General features: G+C 43.1%; 16 protein-coding genes and 1 pseudogene. 13 read left to right on the top strand and 4 right to left on the bottom strand.

Annotated elements, in window-relative coordinates:
• Positions 1-202: 202 nt before the first annotated feature.
• Positions 203-355: pseudogene (locus JFN88_RS01680) on the top strand (IS5/IS1182 family transposase); the annotation flags it as partial.
• 207 nt (positions 356-562) lie between these two features.
• Here the strand turns inward: JFN88_RS01680 and JFN88_RS01685 are convergent.
• From JFN88_RS01685 to JFN88_RS01695, 3 genes are read right to left on the bottom strand one after another with little or no spacing between them, the layout of a single operon-like run.
• Positions 563-1,453 carry an alpha/beta fold hydrolase gene (locus tag JFN88_RS01685; RefSeq protein WP_199017559.1) on the bottom strand — a complete coding sequence of 297 codons (891 nt, stop codon included), beginning with the start codon at positions 1,451-1,453 and terminating at the stop codon, positions 563-565.
• Positions 1,454-1,471: 18 nt separating this feature from the next.
• A complete protein-coding gene (locus JFN88_RS01690; protein ID WP_199017560.1) occupies positions 1,472-1,912 on the bottom strand; it encodes a DUF1330 domain-containing protein in 441 nt (146 codons plus the stop codon).
• Positions 1,913-1,931: 19 nt separating this feature from the next.
• Positions 1,932-2,543: a DUF2239 family protein gene (locus tag JFN88_RS01695; protein WP_199017561.1), complete on the bottom strand. Its 612-nt coding sequence runs from the start codon at positions 2,541-2,543 to the stop codon at positions 1,932-1,934.
• A gap of 466 nt (positions 2,544-3,009) precedes the next feature.
• On the opposite strand from JFN88_RS01695, the gene JFN88_RS01700 reads away from it, so the two are divergent.
• The 6 genes from JFN88_RS01700 (at position 3,010) to JFN88_RS01725 (ending at position 8,816) form a co-directional block, all read left to right on the top strand.
• Positions 3,010-3,924 (top strand): ABC transporter permease, encoded by a 915-nt coding sequence (locus JFN88_RS01700; RefSeq protein WP_233167331.1) that lies wholly within the window; start codon positions 3,010-3,012, stop codon positions 3,922-3,924.
• Positions 3,925-3,937: 13 nt separating this feature from the next.
• Complete coding sequence (locus JFN88_RS01705) at positions 3,938-4,822, top strand: carbohydrate ABC transporter permease (protein WP_379165711.1); 885 nt, start codon at positions 3,938-3,940, stop codon at positions 4,820-4,822.
• Positions 4,823-4,879: 57 nt separating this feature from the next.
• Complete coding sequence (locus tag JFN88_RS01710; RefSeq protein WP_199017563.1) at positions 4,880-6,412, top strand: ABC transporter substrate-binding protein; 1,533 nt, start codon at positions 4,880-4,882, stop codon at positions 6,410-6,412.
• 19 nt (positions 6,413-6,431) lie between these two features.
• Positions 6,432-7,259 carry a metallophosphoesterase family protein gene (locus JFN88_RS01715; protein ID WP_199017564.1) on the top strand — a complete coding sequence of 276 codons (828 nt, stop codon included), beginning with the start codon at positions 6,432-6,434 and terminating at the stop codon, positions 7,257-7,259.
• A gap of 19 nt (positions 7,260-7,278) precedes the next feature.
• Positions 7,279-8,058, top strand: a complete 780-nt coding sequence (locus JFN88_RS01720; RefSeq protein WP_199017565.1) for a tyrosine-protein phosphatase — start codon at positions 7,279-7,281, stop codon at positions 8,056-8,058.
• A gap of 86 nt (positions 8,059-8,144) precedes the next feature.
• Positions 8,145-8,816 (top strand): TetR/AcrR family transcriptional regulator, encoded by a 672-nt coding sequence (locus JFN88_RS01725; RefSeq protein ID WP_199017566.1) that lies wholly within the window; start codon positions 8,145-8,147, stop codon positions 8,814-8,816.
• A gap of 161 nt (positions 8,817-8,977) precedes the next feature.
• Here the strand turns inward: JFN88_RS01725 and JFN88_RS01730 are convergent, their stop codons facing one another.
• Positions 8,978-9,337: a DoxX family protein gene (locus JFN88_RS01730; RefSeq protein WP_199017567.1), complete on the bottom strand. Its 360-nt coding sequence runs from the start codon at positions 9,335-9,337 to the stop codon at positions 8,978-8,980.
• A gap of 512 nt (positions 9,338-9,849) precedes the next feature.
• Between JFN88_RS01730 and JFN88_RS01735 the strand changes: the two genes are divergently transcribed.
• Genes JFN88_RS01735 through JFN88_RS01760 form a run of 6 tightly spaced genes read left to right on the top strand, consistent with a single transcriptional unit; the run spans position 9,850 to position 16,846 of the window.
• The gene (locus JFN88_RS01735; protein ID WP_233167332.1) at positions 9,850-10,710 is read left to right on the top strand and encodes a phytoene/squalene synthase family protein; all 861 of its coding nucleotides are present in this window, start codon (positions 9,850-9,852) and stop codon (positions 10,708-10,710) included.
• A 23-nt stretch (positions 10,711-10,733) separates the two neighbouring features.
• Complete coding sequence (locus JFN88_RS01740) at positions 10,734-12,230, top strand: phytoene desaturase family protein (protein WP_199017569.1); 1,497 nt, start codon at positions 10,734-10,736, stop codon at positions 12,228-12,230.
• Positions 12,223-13,620 carry an aldehyde dehydrogenase family protein gene (locus JFN88_RS01745; RefSeq protein WP_199017570.1) on the top strand — a complete coding sequence of 466 codons (1,398 nt, stop codon included), beginning with the start codon at positions 12,223-12,225 and terminating at the stop codon, positions 13,618-13,620. Before JFN88_RS01740 ends, JFN88_RS01745 begins: the two co-directional genes overlap by 8 nt.
• A gap of 34 nt (positions 13,621-13,654) precedes the next feature.
• Positions 13,655-14,152, top strand: coding sequence for a glycosyl-4,4'-diaponeurosporenoate acyltransferase CrtO family protein (locus tag JFN88_RS01750; protein ID WP_233167333.1), 498 nt, complete (start codon positions 13,655-13,657; stop codon positions 14,150-14,152).
• A 5-nt stretch (positions 14,153-14,157) separates the two neighbouring features.
• Positions 14,158-15,684: a phytoene desaturase family protein gene (locus JFN88_RS01755; RefSeq protein ID WP_199017571.1), complete on the top strand. Its 1,527-nt coding sequence runs from the start codon at positions 14,158-14,160 to the stop codon at positions 15,682-15,684.
• Between the two features lie 46 nt (positions 15,685-15,730).
• The gene (locus tag JFN88_RS01760) at positions 15,731-16,846 is read left to right on the top strand and encodes a glycosyltransferase family 2 protein (RefSeq protein ID WP_199017572.1); all 1,116 of its coding nucleotides are present in this window, start codon (positions 15,731-15,733) and stop codon (positions 16,844-16,846) included.
• The last annotated feature ends 124 nt before the right edge of the window (positions 16,847-16,970 follow it).

Consider the following 16,970-nt stretch of genomic DNA (forward strand, 5'->3'; position numbering starts at 1 on the left):
AATAATGGAAATTTTAGTTATAACTGTGGATGTAAATCCGTTTAAGAGGTTTTTAGCGAGAAATGTACTACTTACCCATGAAGTTTCTTAAAAGTTAAATGTATCGCGTCAATGTATTTCTGTTTTACATAAAGAAGGCGATTTGGTATCTATGTGAGACTGCTGGTGCCCATTTGCGTGTATGCCCGTCGTATGAGCCGCGGCGTTCTTGGATTGCCTGTCGCGGGACAACTTTAACGAAAGCACGACGATAATCGGCGTGATCGAGAAATATAAGGAACGGATGGGATGTTACCCGGTTGTCGTCCAGGCCGATCAAATCTACCACACCCGTGAGAATCGAAACTTCTGCAAATTGAAGGCGTGCGCAAATACGGGCTTGACCGTATTCGCGCACGTCTTCAGTCATGTCTATACACGCTCCACAACGCCATCTTACCACTGCCAGCGAAGAGATTAGCAGTTCGATCCCGCTAAGGTCCACCTGCAACTAAGGCAACCGGCTGAAATGCCGTTTTTGCACCGAGGGGCTGCGGCTGGCTGCTCATTCAGGAAGCGCGTGTCAATTGCGACGAGCCGTTCGCGCTATGCCATCAGCGATTACTTTGTACAGTTGGTGCGGCAGGTCGTGTCCCATACCGTCGACCAACAGCAGCTCGGCGCCCGGAATGGCAGAAGCCGTGTCCTCGCCACACGCCGGGACGAACAGGGGATCGTCCATCCCATGAATGACAAGTGCTGGTACTTTTATGGTCGCGAGCCGCTGCCGACGGTCACCGGAGACAGCGATCGCAGCAATTTGTCGTCCGACACTGCCTGGATCGTAGGCTCGCTGGACTTCCTCCAGAATGAGCGCCCGATAAGCCTCTTCGTAAAACGGATAGCCAGTGCCGGCGATACGTTTGGCAAAAGCGAGGCTGTGCGCCAAAAATCCTTCTTCATCCTCAAAGGGGTTCGGCGCCGGTTTAGTCATCATCGCCATGACATCCTGAGAAGCTTGCGGAAGGGTGGGATTACCGGAACTAGACATAATGGAGGTGAGTGATAAAACCCGCTCAGGGTACTCACTGGCTGCAATCTGGGCAATCATTCCACCCATCGACCTGCCAACGAAATGTGCCCGGTCAATTGAAAGGGCGTCGAGCAGTCCGATCGCGTCATTGGACATGTCATCGAGAGTGTAAGGGATGTCCGGTCGCTGTCCCGACATGAGAGCAGCCGCCAGTGCGTCAAAATCCAGCGTCCGATAATGGCTAAAGTGTGTCGAGCAGCCTACGTCGCGATTGTCAAAGCGGATCACCCGAAAGCCCCGAGCTGCCAATATTTCGCAAAACGGAACCGTCCATCGGATCATCTGGGTTCCAAGCCCGGCGATTAGGATAATAGCTTCGTCATTTTCGTTACCGAAACTATCATAGGCCAACTCAATACCGTTGACTTTCACAATGTTCATGATCATGTTCTCCTTCAATTAATTTGGTATCGGAAGTTCTGTTATAGGCAGAAGGCGTGAATCTTCGATTGCTGCAGTCCGATGCCCGATACCGGCCAGGTAGTCTTGATGACTTGAAAAAGCAAGAAACGACTGTACGCTGCTCTGGCGGATCAGCATAACAAGATCCCATCTTTCGTCCTCGGGTCCGATAAGAAACTCTCCGCCATCCCCAAGAAACATGATTTCACCTCCGCTTTCACGGAGAAATGGGAGGGTGTGCTCAATATAGCGGTTGAAAGCTTCGGCACCGCTGATTGGGTCCACTGGTGTTAGTTCAGGATTGGCTGTGTAATCGGCAACATCACGAAAACGCAGCAGGTTCAACATGACGATGCTGCCCTCAATGCCTTGTTGTATGAACCTCATGCCAGCGCGTTGCGATGGTTCGATGTAACGGATAGATTCAAACTCTGTCATAGCGGCTCCTGTCTTTCATTCATAAGTTCCCTTCAGGGAATGCGTTAGCGGCTAATCTTTTGATATGGTTTCTGATATCAGGGGCCCAGTCATCGATGAAGTGGTAAAAACGACCCAAATCACCAGCATACAGTGCCCGCAGAGCTTCTTCGTATTGATGGAAGTTCCCGGCCATCGTTGTCATAAAGTTATATGTTGCTTCTTGTGACTCTCGGATATTGCTCTGTTTTTCTCCAGCACGGCGAGCCTCATCAATGAGTTTTCGCAACGTTACCGATGCCCCTCCAGGTTGACTCTTGAGCCATTCCCATTGCCGCGGCAATAACGTAACCTCACCAGATACAACCCCCAGCTTGGGCCGACCGACCCGCCGTGTAGGCTGGTGATTCACTTCCGTACCGGGTAAGTCACCAAACTGTTCTCCTAATCGTTTGAGCACATCATCTATCTTCCCACGAAAATCAACATCTACTGGCTTCCCCGTGGAATCGTCAAATACAAGCAACTGTGTGAGGTTTCTGTCATCCAGAGCATCCTTCACTGTAGTAACAACGTGCTGTAACGAACCACTGGCGACGACTCCCACACCCCAAAATGCCGTACAGTAAAAGTGCGTTAGGATATTACTCATGCTGGCCTCCTCTCTGATTGCCCTAATTATACCCGGATAAAAATAAAAAATCAATATTACCCGGGTAAAATATATTTTCTCATTCGTTTTGGAGGTAATAAATGCAAAAAGCACGGCCTAAGAGGCACCGCGCTGTTGAGGGTGGAACCGGCAAAGTATTTGCTCGGTGAGCGGCCAGATTACGCGTACTTGAAAAGCTGTTACTGTCGAGTGGAAAGGTATTCATAGAAGAGTTACAGCTTTCAACTTGGGATAAGCAGAAACCATTCTATGTAAGCGTCAAACTCTAAATTATTTATTTTACGGTGAATTTACATAACGATAATTTTAGTTTAATTAATGGGGCTTACAATTAAGGTGTTTACTAGTGGTAATCAAATAATTACTTAAGGTAAATTCGGCTAATAAAATACGGTCTTATTACAACTTGGAAGAAAGGAACTATGGCATGAAGCAGCTTACCCTAATGAAACGAATAAGCAGATTAAAAAAATACTTGCCGCTCTTTTTAATGCTGGTACCTGGTTTAGCTTATTTGATTATTAACAACTATCTGCCGTTATTTGGACTTGTGATTGCCTTCAAGGACTACAACTATTCACAAGGAATATTCGGGAGCGACTGGATTGGTTTTAAAAACTTTGAGTATTTGTTTAAAACGACGGATGCCTACATCATTACACGTAACACAATTTTGTACAATGGCGTTTTTATCCTGTTAAACCTTATGATCGGCATAGGTGTCGCCATCTTTCTAAATGAGATAAAGAATCGATTCCTGTCCCGATTCTATCAAACAGTCATTCTTATGCCTTATTTGATCTCTATGGTTATTGTGGGTTATCTCGTTTTCGCGATGTTTAGTCTGGAAACAGGTTTTATCAATAAGACCATTTTACCTTGGCTGGGTATATCGGATATTTCTTGGTACAGCGAAGCCAAGTACTGGCCTTACATTTTAACGCTCGTCCATATATGGAAAAGCGCCGGCTATCTGTGTGTGATCTTTCTGGCCACAATTATCGGTATTGATCATGAATATTATGAAGCAGCCAAAATTGACGGGGCAACAGCGTGGCAGCAAATTTGGAAAATTACTATTCCGCTCTTAACACCGGTAGTCATCATTATGACCCTGCTTCAAATCGGCAGAATTTTTTATTCTGATTTTGGGTTGTTTTATCAAGTGCCGCTTAATGCGGGTGCGCTGCAATCCACAACTAATGTTATTGATACGTATGTGTATCGCTCCTTAATGACTTTGGGGGATATCGGGATGTCCTCTGCTGCGGGCTTGTACCAATCGCTTGTAGGTTGCGTGCTGGTATTTGTCTCCAATTACTTGGTTAGAAGAATCAACAAGGATAATGCGATGTTTTAAGGAGATGACGATTTTGAAGCGACAACAAAAGCTCTGGCAAACAGGCATGCACGCCATTTTGATTGCCATTTCGGTAATGTGCATTTTGCCTGTTATTTTAATGGCTGTTTCTTCTATTACAGATGAAAAAACGATTTATACAAAGGGATATTCCTTTATACCTGAAAAATTTAGCTTTGAAGCTTACCAGTTTATTTGGCAAGATGCTGACCGGATCCTCCATGCCTATGGCATAACCATTCTCATTACTTTAATTGGCACCCTAAGCGGATTAATTATTACAGCATTGCTTGCTTATCCGTTATCGCGAAAAGATATGCCGCTTAATCGTTTTTTTTCACTGTTTGTATTTTTTACGATGCTGTTTAACGGTGGATTAGTGCCAACCTATCTTGTGTATACGCAGTTATTTGATCTGAAAAATACGCTGCTGGCATTAATTGTTCCCGCTTTGCTAATGAACGCCTTTTACATTATGTTGATGCGCACTTTTTTTAAGACCTCTATTCCTGATGCACTGATTGAGGCAGCGAAAATAGACGGTGCGGGAGAGTTTTTCATATTTTTACGAATCGTGCTCCCGTTGTCCTTGCCTATTCTTGCTACAGTGGCATTGTTTCAAACGATTAATTATTGGAATGACTGGTTTAACGGCATGGTGTACGTCACAGACAGCAAGCTGTATAGTCTGCAAAACCTATTAAATCGTATATTGCTGGATATTCAGTTTATCGCGAACAGCAACTTCGGCAGTCAAGCAGAGCTTGCCGCAGATCTTCCAATGGAATCTGTCCGTATGGCTCTAGCTGTCATAGGCGTATTGCCGATTTTAATCGCTTATCCATTTTTTCAAAAGTATTTTGTAAAGGGACTTACCATTGGAGCAGTAAAAGGCTAAGGCTAAATCCGGATATATCCGGTTAGCATATATCATTCACAGAAGGCAGGTTTAGACATGAACAAGAAGAGTTTGATCGTTACCATGCTTACAATCCTTACAGTAGCTATGCTGCTTGGAGCGTGCGGCGGCGGTAAGAGCAGTACGGCGGCTCCTGACAGCACAGGCAACAAAGGCAGCGCCTCTGCTGGCACAGAAGGTGAAAAATTAAAGCCTTATGAGGTAGTCATCGCGTTTTATGGAAATGATCAAGCCGATTTGCAGGCTGTACAAGATGAGATGAGTAAAATAACAGAAGAGAAGTTTAATGCTACCGTAAAATTGATGCCTATCAGCCTGAGTGCTTGGGCACAGCAAACGAACTTGATGTTAGCCGGTAATGAGAAGGTAGATATTATATTAACCTCTACCTTATTTAACTACGCTTCCCAAGTGGCGAAAGGGCAGCTTAAACCGTTAAACGAGCTATTGGACAAATATGGCGAAGGGATTAAAAGCGCACTGGACCCTTATCAGCTAGCTGCTTCACAGATAAAAGGTGAAAATTACGCGGTTGCTAATGTTCGTGATATGGCTGCTTATTACGGCATTAATATGCGTAAGGATCTTGTGGACAAGTACAATATCGATATAACAAAAATCAAAACGATTCAAGATTTAGACGCTGTTTTTAAAATCATTAAAGAGAATGAACCCGATGTTGTGCCTTTGGTATCCAAAAATCCAGGGACAGCGCCATTTACAGCAGGCTATACAACCTATGATCCTTTGGGCGGCGGGATTGGTGTACTGCCAAACTACGATAACAATTTGAAGGTCGTGGACTGGTTTGAAACAAAAGAATACGAGGAGCAGCTGAAGCTGCTTAGAAGCTGGTATGAGCAAGGCTACATTTTGAAGGATGCTGCTACCAGCAAGCAGGATGGAAGAGAGCTTGTAAAAGCAGGGAAGGCCTTTTCATTTCTTTCCAATATGAAGCCGGGCTCTGATCAAGAAAACTCAAGAAGACTTGGCAAAGAATTTGTTTCCGCAGCGCTGACTGAAGCTTATATGACAACCGATCTGATTGATGCCGTAATGTGGTCGATTCCTAAAAATTCAGCTGATCCTGAAAGAGCTATGATGGTATTAAATCTACTTTATTCGGACAAGGATTTTTATAATTTATTTGCATGGGGTATTGAAAATAAGCATTACATCAAAAAATCGGATAACGTTATTGATTACCCTCAAGGCGTTGATTTGAAAAATATTGGCTACAACTTCAGCACGCCATATATGTTTGGCAATCAATTCCTCTCCTACACCTGGTCAACGGAAGAGCCGGACATTTATAAAAAAATAGCAGAGTTTAACAAGACAGCTACCAGATCCAAAGGATTAGGATTTTTGTTCGATGTCGAGCAAGTAAAAACCGAAGTGGCAGCGGTTAATAACGTGACCTCCGAATATCGGTTAGGCCTAGAAACAGGAACTCTTGATCCAGTTGAAAACCTGCCTAAATTTATCGAAAAATTGAAGGCATCTGGTATAGATAAAATTATTGCTGAAAAACAGAAGCAACTAGACGAATGGGCAAAAACAAAATAGCGGAGAGGAAAGTATAACTATGAAATTTATCCATATCACAGATACGCATATTAACGCTCCAGGGAAAACAGCGCAATTTCCTGTTTCCCATCATGTAGAAAAAGTAGAGCAGGTTTTCAAACATATTCAGGATACGAATGTAAAGCCAGCCTTTGCATTAATTACGGGCGACATCTCCCACGGGGGGGATGTCGAGGACTATCAATTTATCCGAGCCTTATTTGATAAGGGGGCTGCACAGCTTGGCATTCCTTTTTATGTGGTGTTAGGCAATCATGATCATTTGCCGGCTTTTCGTGAAGGGTATTTGGGACAAGAGCCGTCAGATGAGAAGTATTATTATGCTGAGGAAATTGCAGGCTTGCGTGTCATTGGCTTGAACTCTCAAATCGCAGACAAGCCAGGCGGAATTATTGATGACGTGCAATTGGCATGGCTAAAAAAGCAGCTGGAGCAGCCAGCGCCTAAAGGCACTGTTATCGCATTGCATCATCCGCTTATTCATTTGGGTGACCTTTCTTTGCCGGGAATGCTGGTGGAAAATCGTCAACAAGTCATGCAGGTAATTCATGAAACCGATGTAGTAGCAACATTTTCAGGCCATATTCATACTAATTATTTCGCGAACTATCAGAATGTTTTGCATATTGCCGGGGCGGGCACATCATTTACGGTTGATTTTAGTGAAAGCAAAGGGAATGTCAGCTTTGTTGATCTCTGCGGCTATAGTATAGTGACCGTTCATGAGAATGATGGTGTTACCGCGCAATATATTGAATTGCCTCGCCCCCGTGGCGAATATATGACATTACCGTTAGCTTCCTTAACAGACGGACACAAAAAATAAACGAATGTAAGGTGATAGAATGCTACCAAACCATCAGCATTGGTATGACATAGAAAGCCGGGCCAACTTCAGAGAGCTTGGCGGTTACTGCACGATTGAAGGCAAAGTCATTAAAAGGGGTCTTTTATTCCGGTCTGGCGAGCTGTCTGTTTTAAATGAAAATGATCTGGAACTGTTGAAAGGGCTGTCCTTGCATTATATGATTGATCTTCGTACAGAAAGCGAGCAGCAGCAAAAACCAACCCCGGATGTTGGCGCTACAATTATTAGCCTTCCTGCGTTGGGCGGCACCGTCAACCCGCAAGAAATGTTTGCCCACTTGAAAAACATGGGAGAAGCTGCTAATCAGGGTTCGCTGCTGCTCGGCGCCTATAAGCAATTTATTTCAAGCCAAGAGGCAGTCGATGCTTACAAACGATTTTTTGATTTGTTGATTGCTGCAGATGGCAAACCTTTGCTTTGGCACTGTACAGCCGGCAAGGACCGTACGGGCTTTGCCGCTGCTATCCTATTGCATGTATTAGGCGTGCCTTATAGCATCATCAAAGATGACTACCTGCGCAGCAATCAAAATCGGATAGAAGCGAATAAGAAATGGATTGCCGTTATTAAACAGGTCATTGGAGATACGGAAGAGCTTCAGCTTATTGCAGAGATGATGAAGGTGGAGCCAAAGTATCTGGACACAGCTTTTGAAGAGGCTGCCAAGCAATATGGCTCATTGGATTTATATATCGAACAAGCATTATCATTGACGCCGGAAAAACAAGCACTGCTCAAATCCATTTATTTGAATTAGTCAACCTAATGATGCTTGTTTACCTTCGTATCTAGAAATCGGTTATAATAAGTTCTAGAACAAGAAAGAGTAGACGAGCATTCTCAATGAGAAAGGAGTATTTATTTGAAATAATGTGGAAAGAAAACCTTGATCAACACAGAACCCAAAGAAGAGAAGATATTATTAATACTGCCAAAAGCTTATTTATGGAGCGCAGCTTGACCGAAGTAACGCTCAAAGATATTGTCGAGGCTTGCGGTATTAGTAAAGTAACGTTTTATAAATATTTCACTTCGATAGATGAAATTATTTTTGAGGTAGAAATCGATATATTATCCCAATGGGTGAACCGAATTAGAGAAACAAAGTTGGAAGGCAGCAATAGCTATGAGAGGCTTGCTTATTTGCTGAAGGTACAATTGCTGGAGGCAGATATTAAAATGGTTCGATTTACAGCCATGTTTGATACTTTATATCAAAACAACTATCCGACACCTGAGTTGGAGAAGAAGTTTCGAGCGTATTTGCAAGGCGGCTCGCACCCCTTTGTTTCGTTGATTCAGTCGGGAATACAAGATGGGTCGATGCGGCAGGATATGGATGCCAGAGAAATTGGATACACCATCAGTAACATTGTTATGGCATCCTTACACCGTAATTTGTTGCGCGGCAAGCTGCTTGAGCTTGACCAGAAAGTTAAAAATTCCGTGGTTATGCAAAATACGATGGATATGATTTTAAACTTTGTAAAAGTACCAAGTGAAACACAAGCTTGACCATGTACGATCGTGTCGGCGTTGCGTTCTATGCGCAAGCCATTTACCAAATGAAGAAAATAGGGTATTTTTTCTCCATGCGCTAATCCTTTTCAGTGGATTATGGACAGGTATTACCTTCCATGCCATTGTAAAGGATTTCTCTTTTTGCTCGGTACCATCTAGTTGATAAGCATATGACCAATTACAACAAATAAAGCGAGTATTAAGAAAAAGATGTTTATGCCTACACCTTTTTCTTTCCTTCTGGCATGTAGCATTGCCGCTAAAATCATAATCATCATTATGCCAATTGCTGAAAGAAGGGTTAAGACTGGCAGGATACCCAGCGCTTGAGGCAATATCAAACCAATTGCTCCTAATATTTCAATCCATCCAACAAATATGAGATAGCTTTTCGAAACATCTCTAGCCCAAAGCATTATCTCCTTTGCTTTATTTTCTCGAAACAATTTCATGGCGCCTACTGTAAAAAAGACAAATGCTAATAAAATTTGGACAACCCATAAGGCAGTAATCATTGTCAGTCTCTCCTTCATTTAATTCATTAGATGCGCCAGAGTTCAAGGCGGGCCCACTAACCAGCGTAAACCAATTTTATCGACGAAAATGGATGAACGGACAATTGTCCTCTCTTCCATGTATTACTTTATGGACAATTGTCCGTTATGTCAACTCCAAACTCCAATGTGCTGAAACTTCCCGACTCGCTAATGCAAACTGACAAAAGAATTGAAGAATAATTGCGGCAAAAGGAATCTCCGATCATATGCTTGATACCGCAGTGCTGTTTGTTCTAAAATAAGAGAAGACATCCCTTTTATTGGTATTGGAACCATTCGTATCAACTTTTCGGTTAGGTGCAAAGTGAGATGATGGCACGAATTCTATCCAACGTTGTCTTGAAATCATCAATGCATTTTCAGGAATCCCAACTAGAGAGGAACAGTTCGGAGCGTCAGTGAGGATGCAGGGCCCCAAGCTGATAGCTATGCTACAGAGTTGATACCTATACGGTCAGGGGATGGTTAATATGGGGACAGAGCAAATGCAAGCCGATTTTGCTTATTGTAAAACCATTATCAAGCAACATTCCAAAAGCTTTTATTACGCATTTTCACAACTTCCGATGGAAAAAGCAAATGCTGTCTATGCCATTTATGCTTTTTGCAGAACGGCAGACGACTGTGCAGATTCAAACCAACCCCATTTGGAAAAGCTCGAGTCTCTGCAGCGATTAAAAAAAGAGCTTGATTTATTCAGTGAACAGGAGGAAGTGGATCATCCATTATGGCGCGCGCTCAGGCAAGTCTTTACGGAATATGATATGGACATCCAACCATTCTACGATCAACTGACAGGACAATGGATGGATGTGAACTTTTCCATCCCGAAAACCATGCATGAGCTTGAAAGCTACAGTTATTATGTTGCCGGCTCAGTAGGTTTGATGCTATTGCCTGTTCTGGCTTCAAAAGCTGCCGCTGATTTGCGTCCATCAGCGATTAAACTGGGTACCGCCATGCAAATCACGAATATTCTGCGTGATGTCGGCGAAGATTTCCATCAAAAGCAGCGGATTTATTTGCCTGAAGAAGAAATGGAGCGCTTCCGATATACCCAAGAGGATTTACGCTATGGGATCATCAATGAGAATTTTATTAACTTATGGGAAGAACTGGCTAGTAATGCAGAATCCTTATATGACCAATTCTGCAGCAGCATAGATCTCTTTGACGCTGACAGCAAGATGCCCCTCTCGCTCTCTATGGGAGTGTACAGAGGAATATTAGATGCTGTCAGAAGTAATGATTATGACTGTCTCTCCAAGCGCAACTATGTAACTAAGGAAATAATGAGCAAAATTAGCGCTGCCATTTACACCTGCTCTTAAATTGCTGAAAGGTGTTGTGTGAATTGTTTGAAAATAAAAGCGTATTGATCATCGGCGGCGGGCTTGGCGGTCTATCAGCTGCCATATCTCTGAGGCAAAGCGGCTATAGCGTTTCTCTGTACGAACAAAACAATCATATTGGCGGTAAACTAAATCGGCTTGAGCAAGATGGTTTCGGCTTTGATCTCGGCCCATCTATTCTGACGATGCCGAAAGTATTTGAAAAATTATTTGCTGCAAGCGGTAAAAATATGAATGATTACGTCCCCACTGTAAAACTGAAACATCAGTGGCGATCCTTTTTTCCCAGTGGCAATATCATCGATCTCCATGAAGATATTGAAGAAATGAAAGCGAAGAATTCGTCGCTGAATGAGCAGGATATTTTCGAATACAAAAAATTGCTCGAATACTCAAAAAAACTGTACGATATGACGGAGCAAGGATACTTTAAATATGGTGCTGACAATACGAAAGATATCGCGCGATATAATGGAGCGTTCAATGCTTTGAAGAATTTCGACTTGTTTTCAACGGTACATAAGGCTATTGATAAACGGATCAGCAATCGGGATCTCCGTGACATGCTCTCTTATTTTATTAAATACGTTGGTTCTTCACCATATGATGCGCCAGCAGTATTGAATATGATGATCTACATGCAGCACCATCAAGGAGTATGGTATGTGCCTGGCGGAATGCACTTGCTCGGCCGTGGATTGGTGCAGTTGGCCAAGGAAACAGGTGTGTCGATTCATACTGGAAAACGAATTGTTCAGCTCAAAAAGAAGGAAGGCAAAATAAGCGGGGCGTTACTGGAAGACGGGACAGAATTGTCGGCAGACTACTACATTTCCAATATGGAAGTTATCCCGTTCTATGAGCAACTGCTACAGGAAGAGAAGCGTTTTATTCATAAATTGAAAAAGAAATATGAACCGGCAAGTTCGGGGCTTGTTATACATCTGGGTGTGAAGAAAACGTACCCGCAGCTTGCTCATCACAATTTTTTCTTTGCAGAAAATATGAAGCAGCAAATGGATAAAATATTTCACCTCCATGAACTGCCGGATGACCCCATCATTTATCTGGTGAATGTTAACAAAACAGACCCCGCGCAGGCGCCTGCAGGATATGAAAATTTAAAAGTATTGCCCCATATTCCATATATTCAGGATAAGCCTTTTACACAGCAAGACTACGATCAGTTTACAGAACGGGTGCTGATCAAATTGGAAAAAATGGGACTTGAGGATTTGCGCAATAATATCGTGACACAAGATGTATGGACTCCGGAAGATATTAGACGTGTCTATGGTTCCGACCGCGGGGCTATTTACGGCACATTATCGGATCGCAAAAAAAATAAAGGGTTCAAACATCCGAAGCAGAGTACACGCTATGACAATCTTTACTTTGTAGGCGGAACGGTAAACCCGGGAGGCGGTATGCCTATGGTTACATTAAGCGGTCAGCAGGTACGGGATAAAATCGTGCAAAGAGATGCGAACCATGGGTGAAATGGGTAACATTGCGTTGCGGGCATTATTGGAAAATCAGCAGGAAGATATTCGCCAAAATTCTGTGCCATCAGTGGGAGAGCGAAAGAAAACGCTTCTGCGGTTGAAACAGATGCTTATCGACCATGAAGCGGCACTTATAGAAGCGCTTGTTTCTGATATGCGAAGACCAGCATTCGAAGCCTTTTCTTTTGAAATCGCACTCCTGTTGAATGAGATTGACTATGTATGCAGGTTCTTGAAAAAATGGACGAGACCTGAGCGATCCAGCCATATCAAATTCGGATACATCGAATCTATTCGCAAAAAGAGGAATCCGTACGGCAGCGTCCTCATCATCAGCCCATGGAACTATCCGCTTCAGCTCGCATTAATGCCAGCCATTAGCGCGATAGCAACTGGTAACCGTTGCGTGATCAAGCCATCGGAATACGCGCCGGCAACAAGTGAACTGCTGAAAAAGGTGATCAGCCAAATGTTTTCACCTGAAGTGCTGACCGTTGTGACGGGGGATATGCAAACTTCCAAGCTATTGACTGCACTGCCATTTGATCTGATTTTTTTTACAGGGAGTCAAGAGACAGGAAAGGCCGTAGCGCAGCAGGCTGCCAATCAGCTTACCCCTGTAGTATTGGAGCTAGGCGGGAAAAATGCCTGTATTTTGGATGAAACAGGATTTTCGTCTGAGGCTATTCGAGAAATCGTCTGGGGTAAATTTCTCAATGCAGGACAGACCTGCATTGCACCGGATACGCTGTTTGTACATGAATCGATTTTTGAAAAAACACTATCGGAAATTTCAGCGGCGCTTTTAGCATTTTACGGGGATCATTCTATAGAAAGCAAAGACTACGGAAGAATTTGTCATTTGGGACATTTTCAAAAACTGCTGCAATTTATCACACAGGGCAAAATCAGGGTTGGGGGCGCCTATGAAGCGGAGGATTTATTCATCGCCCCGACAGTATTAACAGATATCCAACCAGGGAGTTCCATTTTGCAGGATGAGATTTTTGGTCCCATACTTCCTGTCATTTCTTACACCAACCTGGAATCTTTATTGCATCAACAGGTAATTCAGCGTGATGCATTGGTGGCGTATATGTTTAGCAAGAACAAACAACACATCCAATTAGTCCAAAAATACATGCGGTCGACAACGATCAGCATCAATCAGGTCATCCATTATGGCGCAAATCCTCGTGTTGCTTTTGGTGGTGTCGGGCGAAGCGGACAGGGTAGTTATCACGGCAAGGCGGGTTTTCAAACTTTCGGTTATGATAAGACAGATTACAAAGTGTATCGCTATTTGCAGGTGCCCGGTAAATTTCCGCCTTATTCTGATAGGAACTTGCATCTTGTAAAAAAGTTTAGAAAATGGTTTTTATAAGCGAAATATAGAGAATGATTTTAGGAGGATTGCCTTGCCGCCCATATCGTTTCCCGTCATTTGGACTGTTTTAATTGATATCGTCGCCTGGGCTTTTTTTCATGTCATCATTTCTGTCTTTTGCTTGAACTTGCCTCGGGCGTTCTTTCTGAAAGACAGTGTCTGGTTCAAGATTTTCGTCTGGGAGAAATCTGGAGAGTTATGGCAGCGGTTATTTCTCGTGAAAAAATGGAAAGAACGTCTTATAGACGGGACTTTGATTTTGAAAAAAGGCTATGGTAAAAAGAAATTGCATGGCACCAGCATAAGCGACTTGAAAGTGTTCGCCGCGGAAACCAAACGGGCGGAACTGACCCACTGGCTTTCTATCGTGCCTGCTCCGCTATTTTTCATATGGAACCCCTTATGGGCAGGTTGGGTCATGGTCTTGTATGCATGGATGTTCAACTTGCCATTTATCATTGTGCAGCGATACAATCGCGGGCGCATCGATGCCATTACATTACGGACGAATAAAACAGGGGTGGGATGATTCACATGGGAAAGAAGGTTATTGTTATTGGTGCAGGTGTCGCTGGTCTTGCCAGCGCGATAAGATTGCAGCATGCCGGATATCAGGTCGAAATCTATGAAAAAGAATCCTTGCCGGGCGGGAAAATGAACCGGATTGAAACGGGCGGTTACAAATTTGATTTGGGGCCAACGATCGTAATGATGCCGGAATTGTACAGGGAGGTTTTTGAACTTTGCGGCCGTAATCCTGATGATTACATTCCAATGGAGAAATTAGACCCGATGTACCGGGTTTATTACAGCGATATCCCCGACGAACCGTTCGACATTTCCTCTGATCTTGTGGAACTGGCCAAGACAATTGAAAAAATCAGTGAAGATGATATGGAGGGCTTCTTTCTCTATTTGCATGAAATTTATAAACGCTTTATCGTTGCTAAAAACAACATTATTCAAAGACCATTCCGTAGCTCCCGCGATTTCTATAACCTGCCCATGTTGAAGAAAGCTCTAAAGCTGAAGACGTTGGACACGGCAGATCATTTTATGAGCAAATATATTAAAAATGAACGGTTAAAACAGATGATCAGCTTCCAGACCTTGTACATTGGCATTTCACCTTTTAAAAGTCCTTCGTTTTACACCATGATTCCCATGATACAATTTTTATATGGCGTATGGTTTATCAAAGGCGGTATGTATACGATGGCTAAGTCCATGGAAAAACTCTTTATAGAACTTGGCGGGACCATCCACTTCAACAAAAATGTGCAGGAAATATCGATTTCTAACCGTAAAGCGACTGGAATTATCGTAGACGGGCAGAATGTATCTTCAGATTTTGTAGTATGCAATGCAGACTTTCCTTACGCCATGAAAAACCTGGTGAGAGACCGGGCAACTAAAGGTAAATTTACAGACAAAAAGATCGATAAAATGAAATACTCCTGCTCTTGTTTTCTTTTATATCTGGGCATGAACCGAAAATATGAGGAAGTTGAGCACGTTCATCATTTTATTTTTAACGAAAATCTTAAAAAAAATCTGCATGATATTTTCGCAGGAAACAAACTGACCGATGCGTCGTTTTATGTCTATATCGCATCTAAAATGGACTCTTCGCTTGCTCCCGATGGAAAAGACGGGTTATACATATTGATGCCGGTTTCCAATGTTGCCGCGGCTAATTATGCATGGGATGAGCAAACGATTCATGATTACCGAACCTATATTTTAAACACATTAAAAAAGATACGCGGTTTTGAAAATATAGATCAAGAGATTGTCACTGAAACTTGCATCACACCACTCGACTTCGAGTCGAAGTTCAATGCATATAATGGCTCCACTTTCGGTCTGATGCCAATCTTGTCTCAAAGCAACCATATGCGCCCGCAAAGCAAGGCAAAACATTGTCACAATCTGTACTTTACCGGCAGCAGCACTCATCCGGGCGCTGGTGTTCCGATTGTGCTATTATCAGCCAAAATTACCGTACAGGAACTGATGCATGACGATCAAGGGATTCTATTTGACTATTCCGGGAAGTGAACAATGATTGGATAGACGCCATTGTTAGCTTGAGGGGGAAATTATTATGCCAGGTTCAGAAGTAATCAATCTTATTATTGGTTCCCTGGCTCTTCTAGTCGGAGCCATCATGTTCTGGTCTTTGCCAGTTCTTAAAGCTACAGATAAAAATACTCGTTTTCCGTTTCTATCCATCATCATTCCTGCCAGGAACGAAGCAGGTCGAATTTCCCCGTTATTGCATTCCTTACAAGAGCAGCATTTTCAGTCATTTGAGGTATTGGTTGTTGACGATCATTCAACAGATCATACTGCAGCTATTGCAAAAAGTTACGGTGCAAAGGTTCTACAGAACAAAGTGGTAGACTCGGGATCAGGGAAATCGATGGCCTGTTGGCACGGAGCACAGCAAGCTAGCGGAAAATGGCTCCTGTTCCTGGATGCAGATACATCTCTCGCAAATGCATACAGCCTGTTTAATTTACTCGGTTTCTATCAACGAACAGGCGGCAAAGGGATTTTATCCCTGCAGCCCTATCATACCGTGCATCGATTATATGAGAATCTATCGGCCATTTTTAATGTGATTGTCATTGTTGGCATGAATATATTCACTTTCCGGGGGCCTAGGTTCAAAACCGCGGGCTCTTTTGGTCCGTGCATATTATGCAATAAAGACGATTATTTTTTGACAGGGGGGCATCAAAAAATTCTAGGTGCCGTGATGGATGATCTGGCGCTGGGACAAGCCTTTATTGACAAAAACCTTCCTGTTAATTGTATGGGCGGGAAAGGTGTGATCACTTTCCGCATGTACCCGGAAGGATTTAAAAGCCTTGTAGAAGGCTGGTGCAAAAGTTTTGCTATCGGATCAAAATCAACCCATCCGATCGTGATGTTGATGATCATCATTTGGATTTCCGGTAGTTTTATGAGTACCGGAGCACTCCTTTCTTCCATCGCGACCATGCATCCGGCTACCATAATATTCAGTGGCATATTATATATGGCTTATGCGTTGCAAACTTTGCTATTTGCCCGCAGATGCGGGAATTTCAATTGGAGTATATTTCTTATGCACCCGATTTTGTTTTTATTTTTCACAGCCATTTATGTTTATTCCCTATTCCGGGTCCATATTCTGCACTCTGTAAAATGGAAGGGCCGTAAAATAGATGTATAGTGCGCGGCCGGGCTGGACCTTGGTTTTGACGTCGAGTGTGTAACCTGTAAAAGACATTATTGAATATGGCTGGCCTTTCTATAGGAGCACTGTTTTGTACAGTGTTCTTTTTTACTTTCACTAA

The sequence above is a fragment of the Paenibacillus roseus genome, from assembly GCF_016424485.1.
In the GTDB taxonomy this organism is placed as follows: Bacteria; Bacillota; Bacilli; order Paenibacillales; family Paenibacillaceae; genus Paenibacillus_D; species Paenibacillus_D roseus.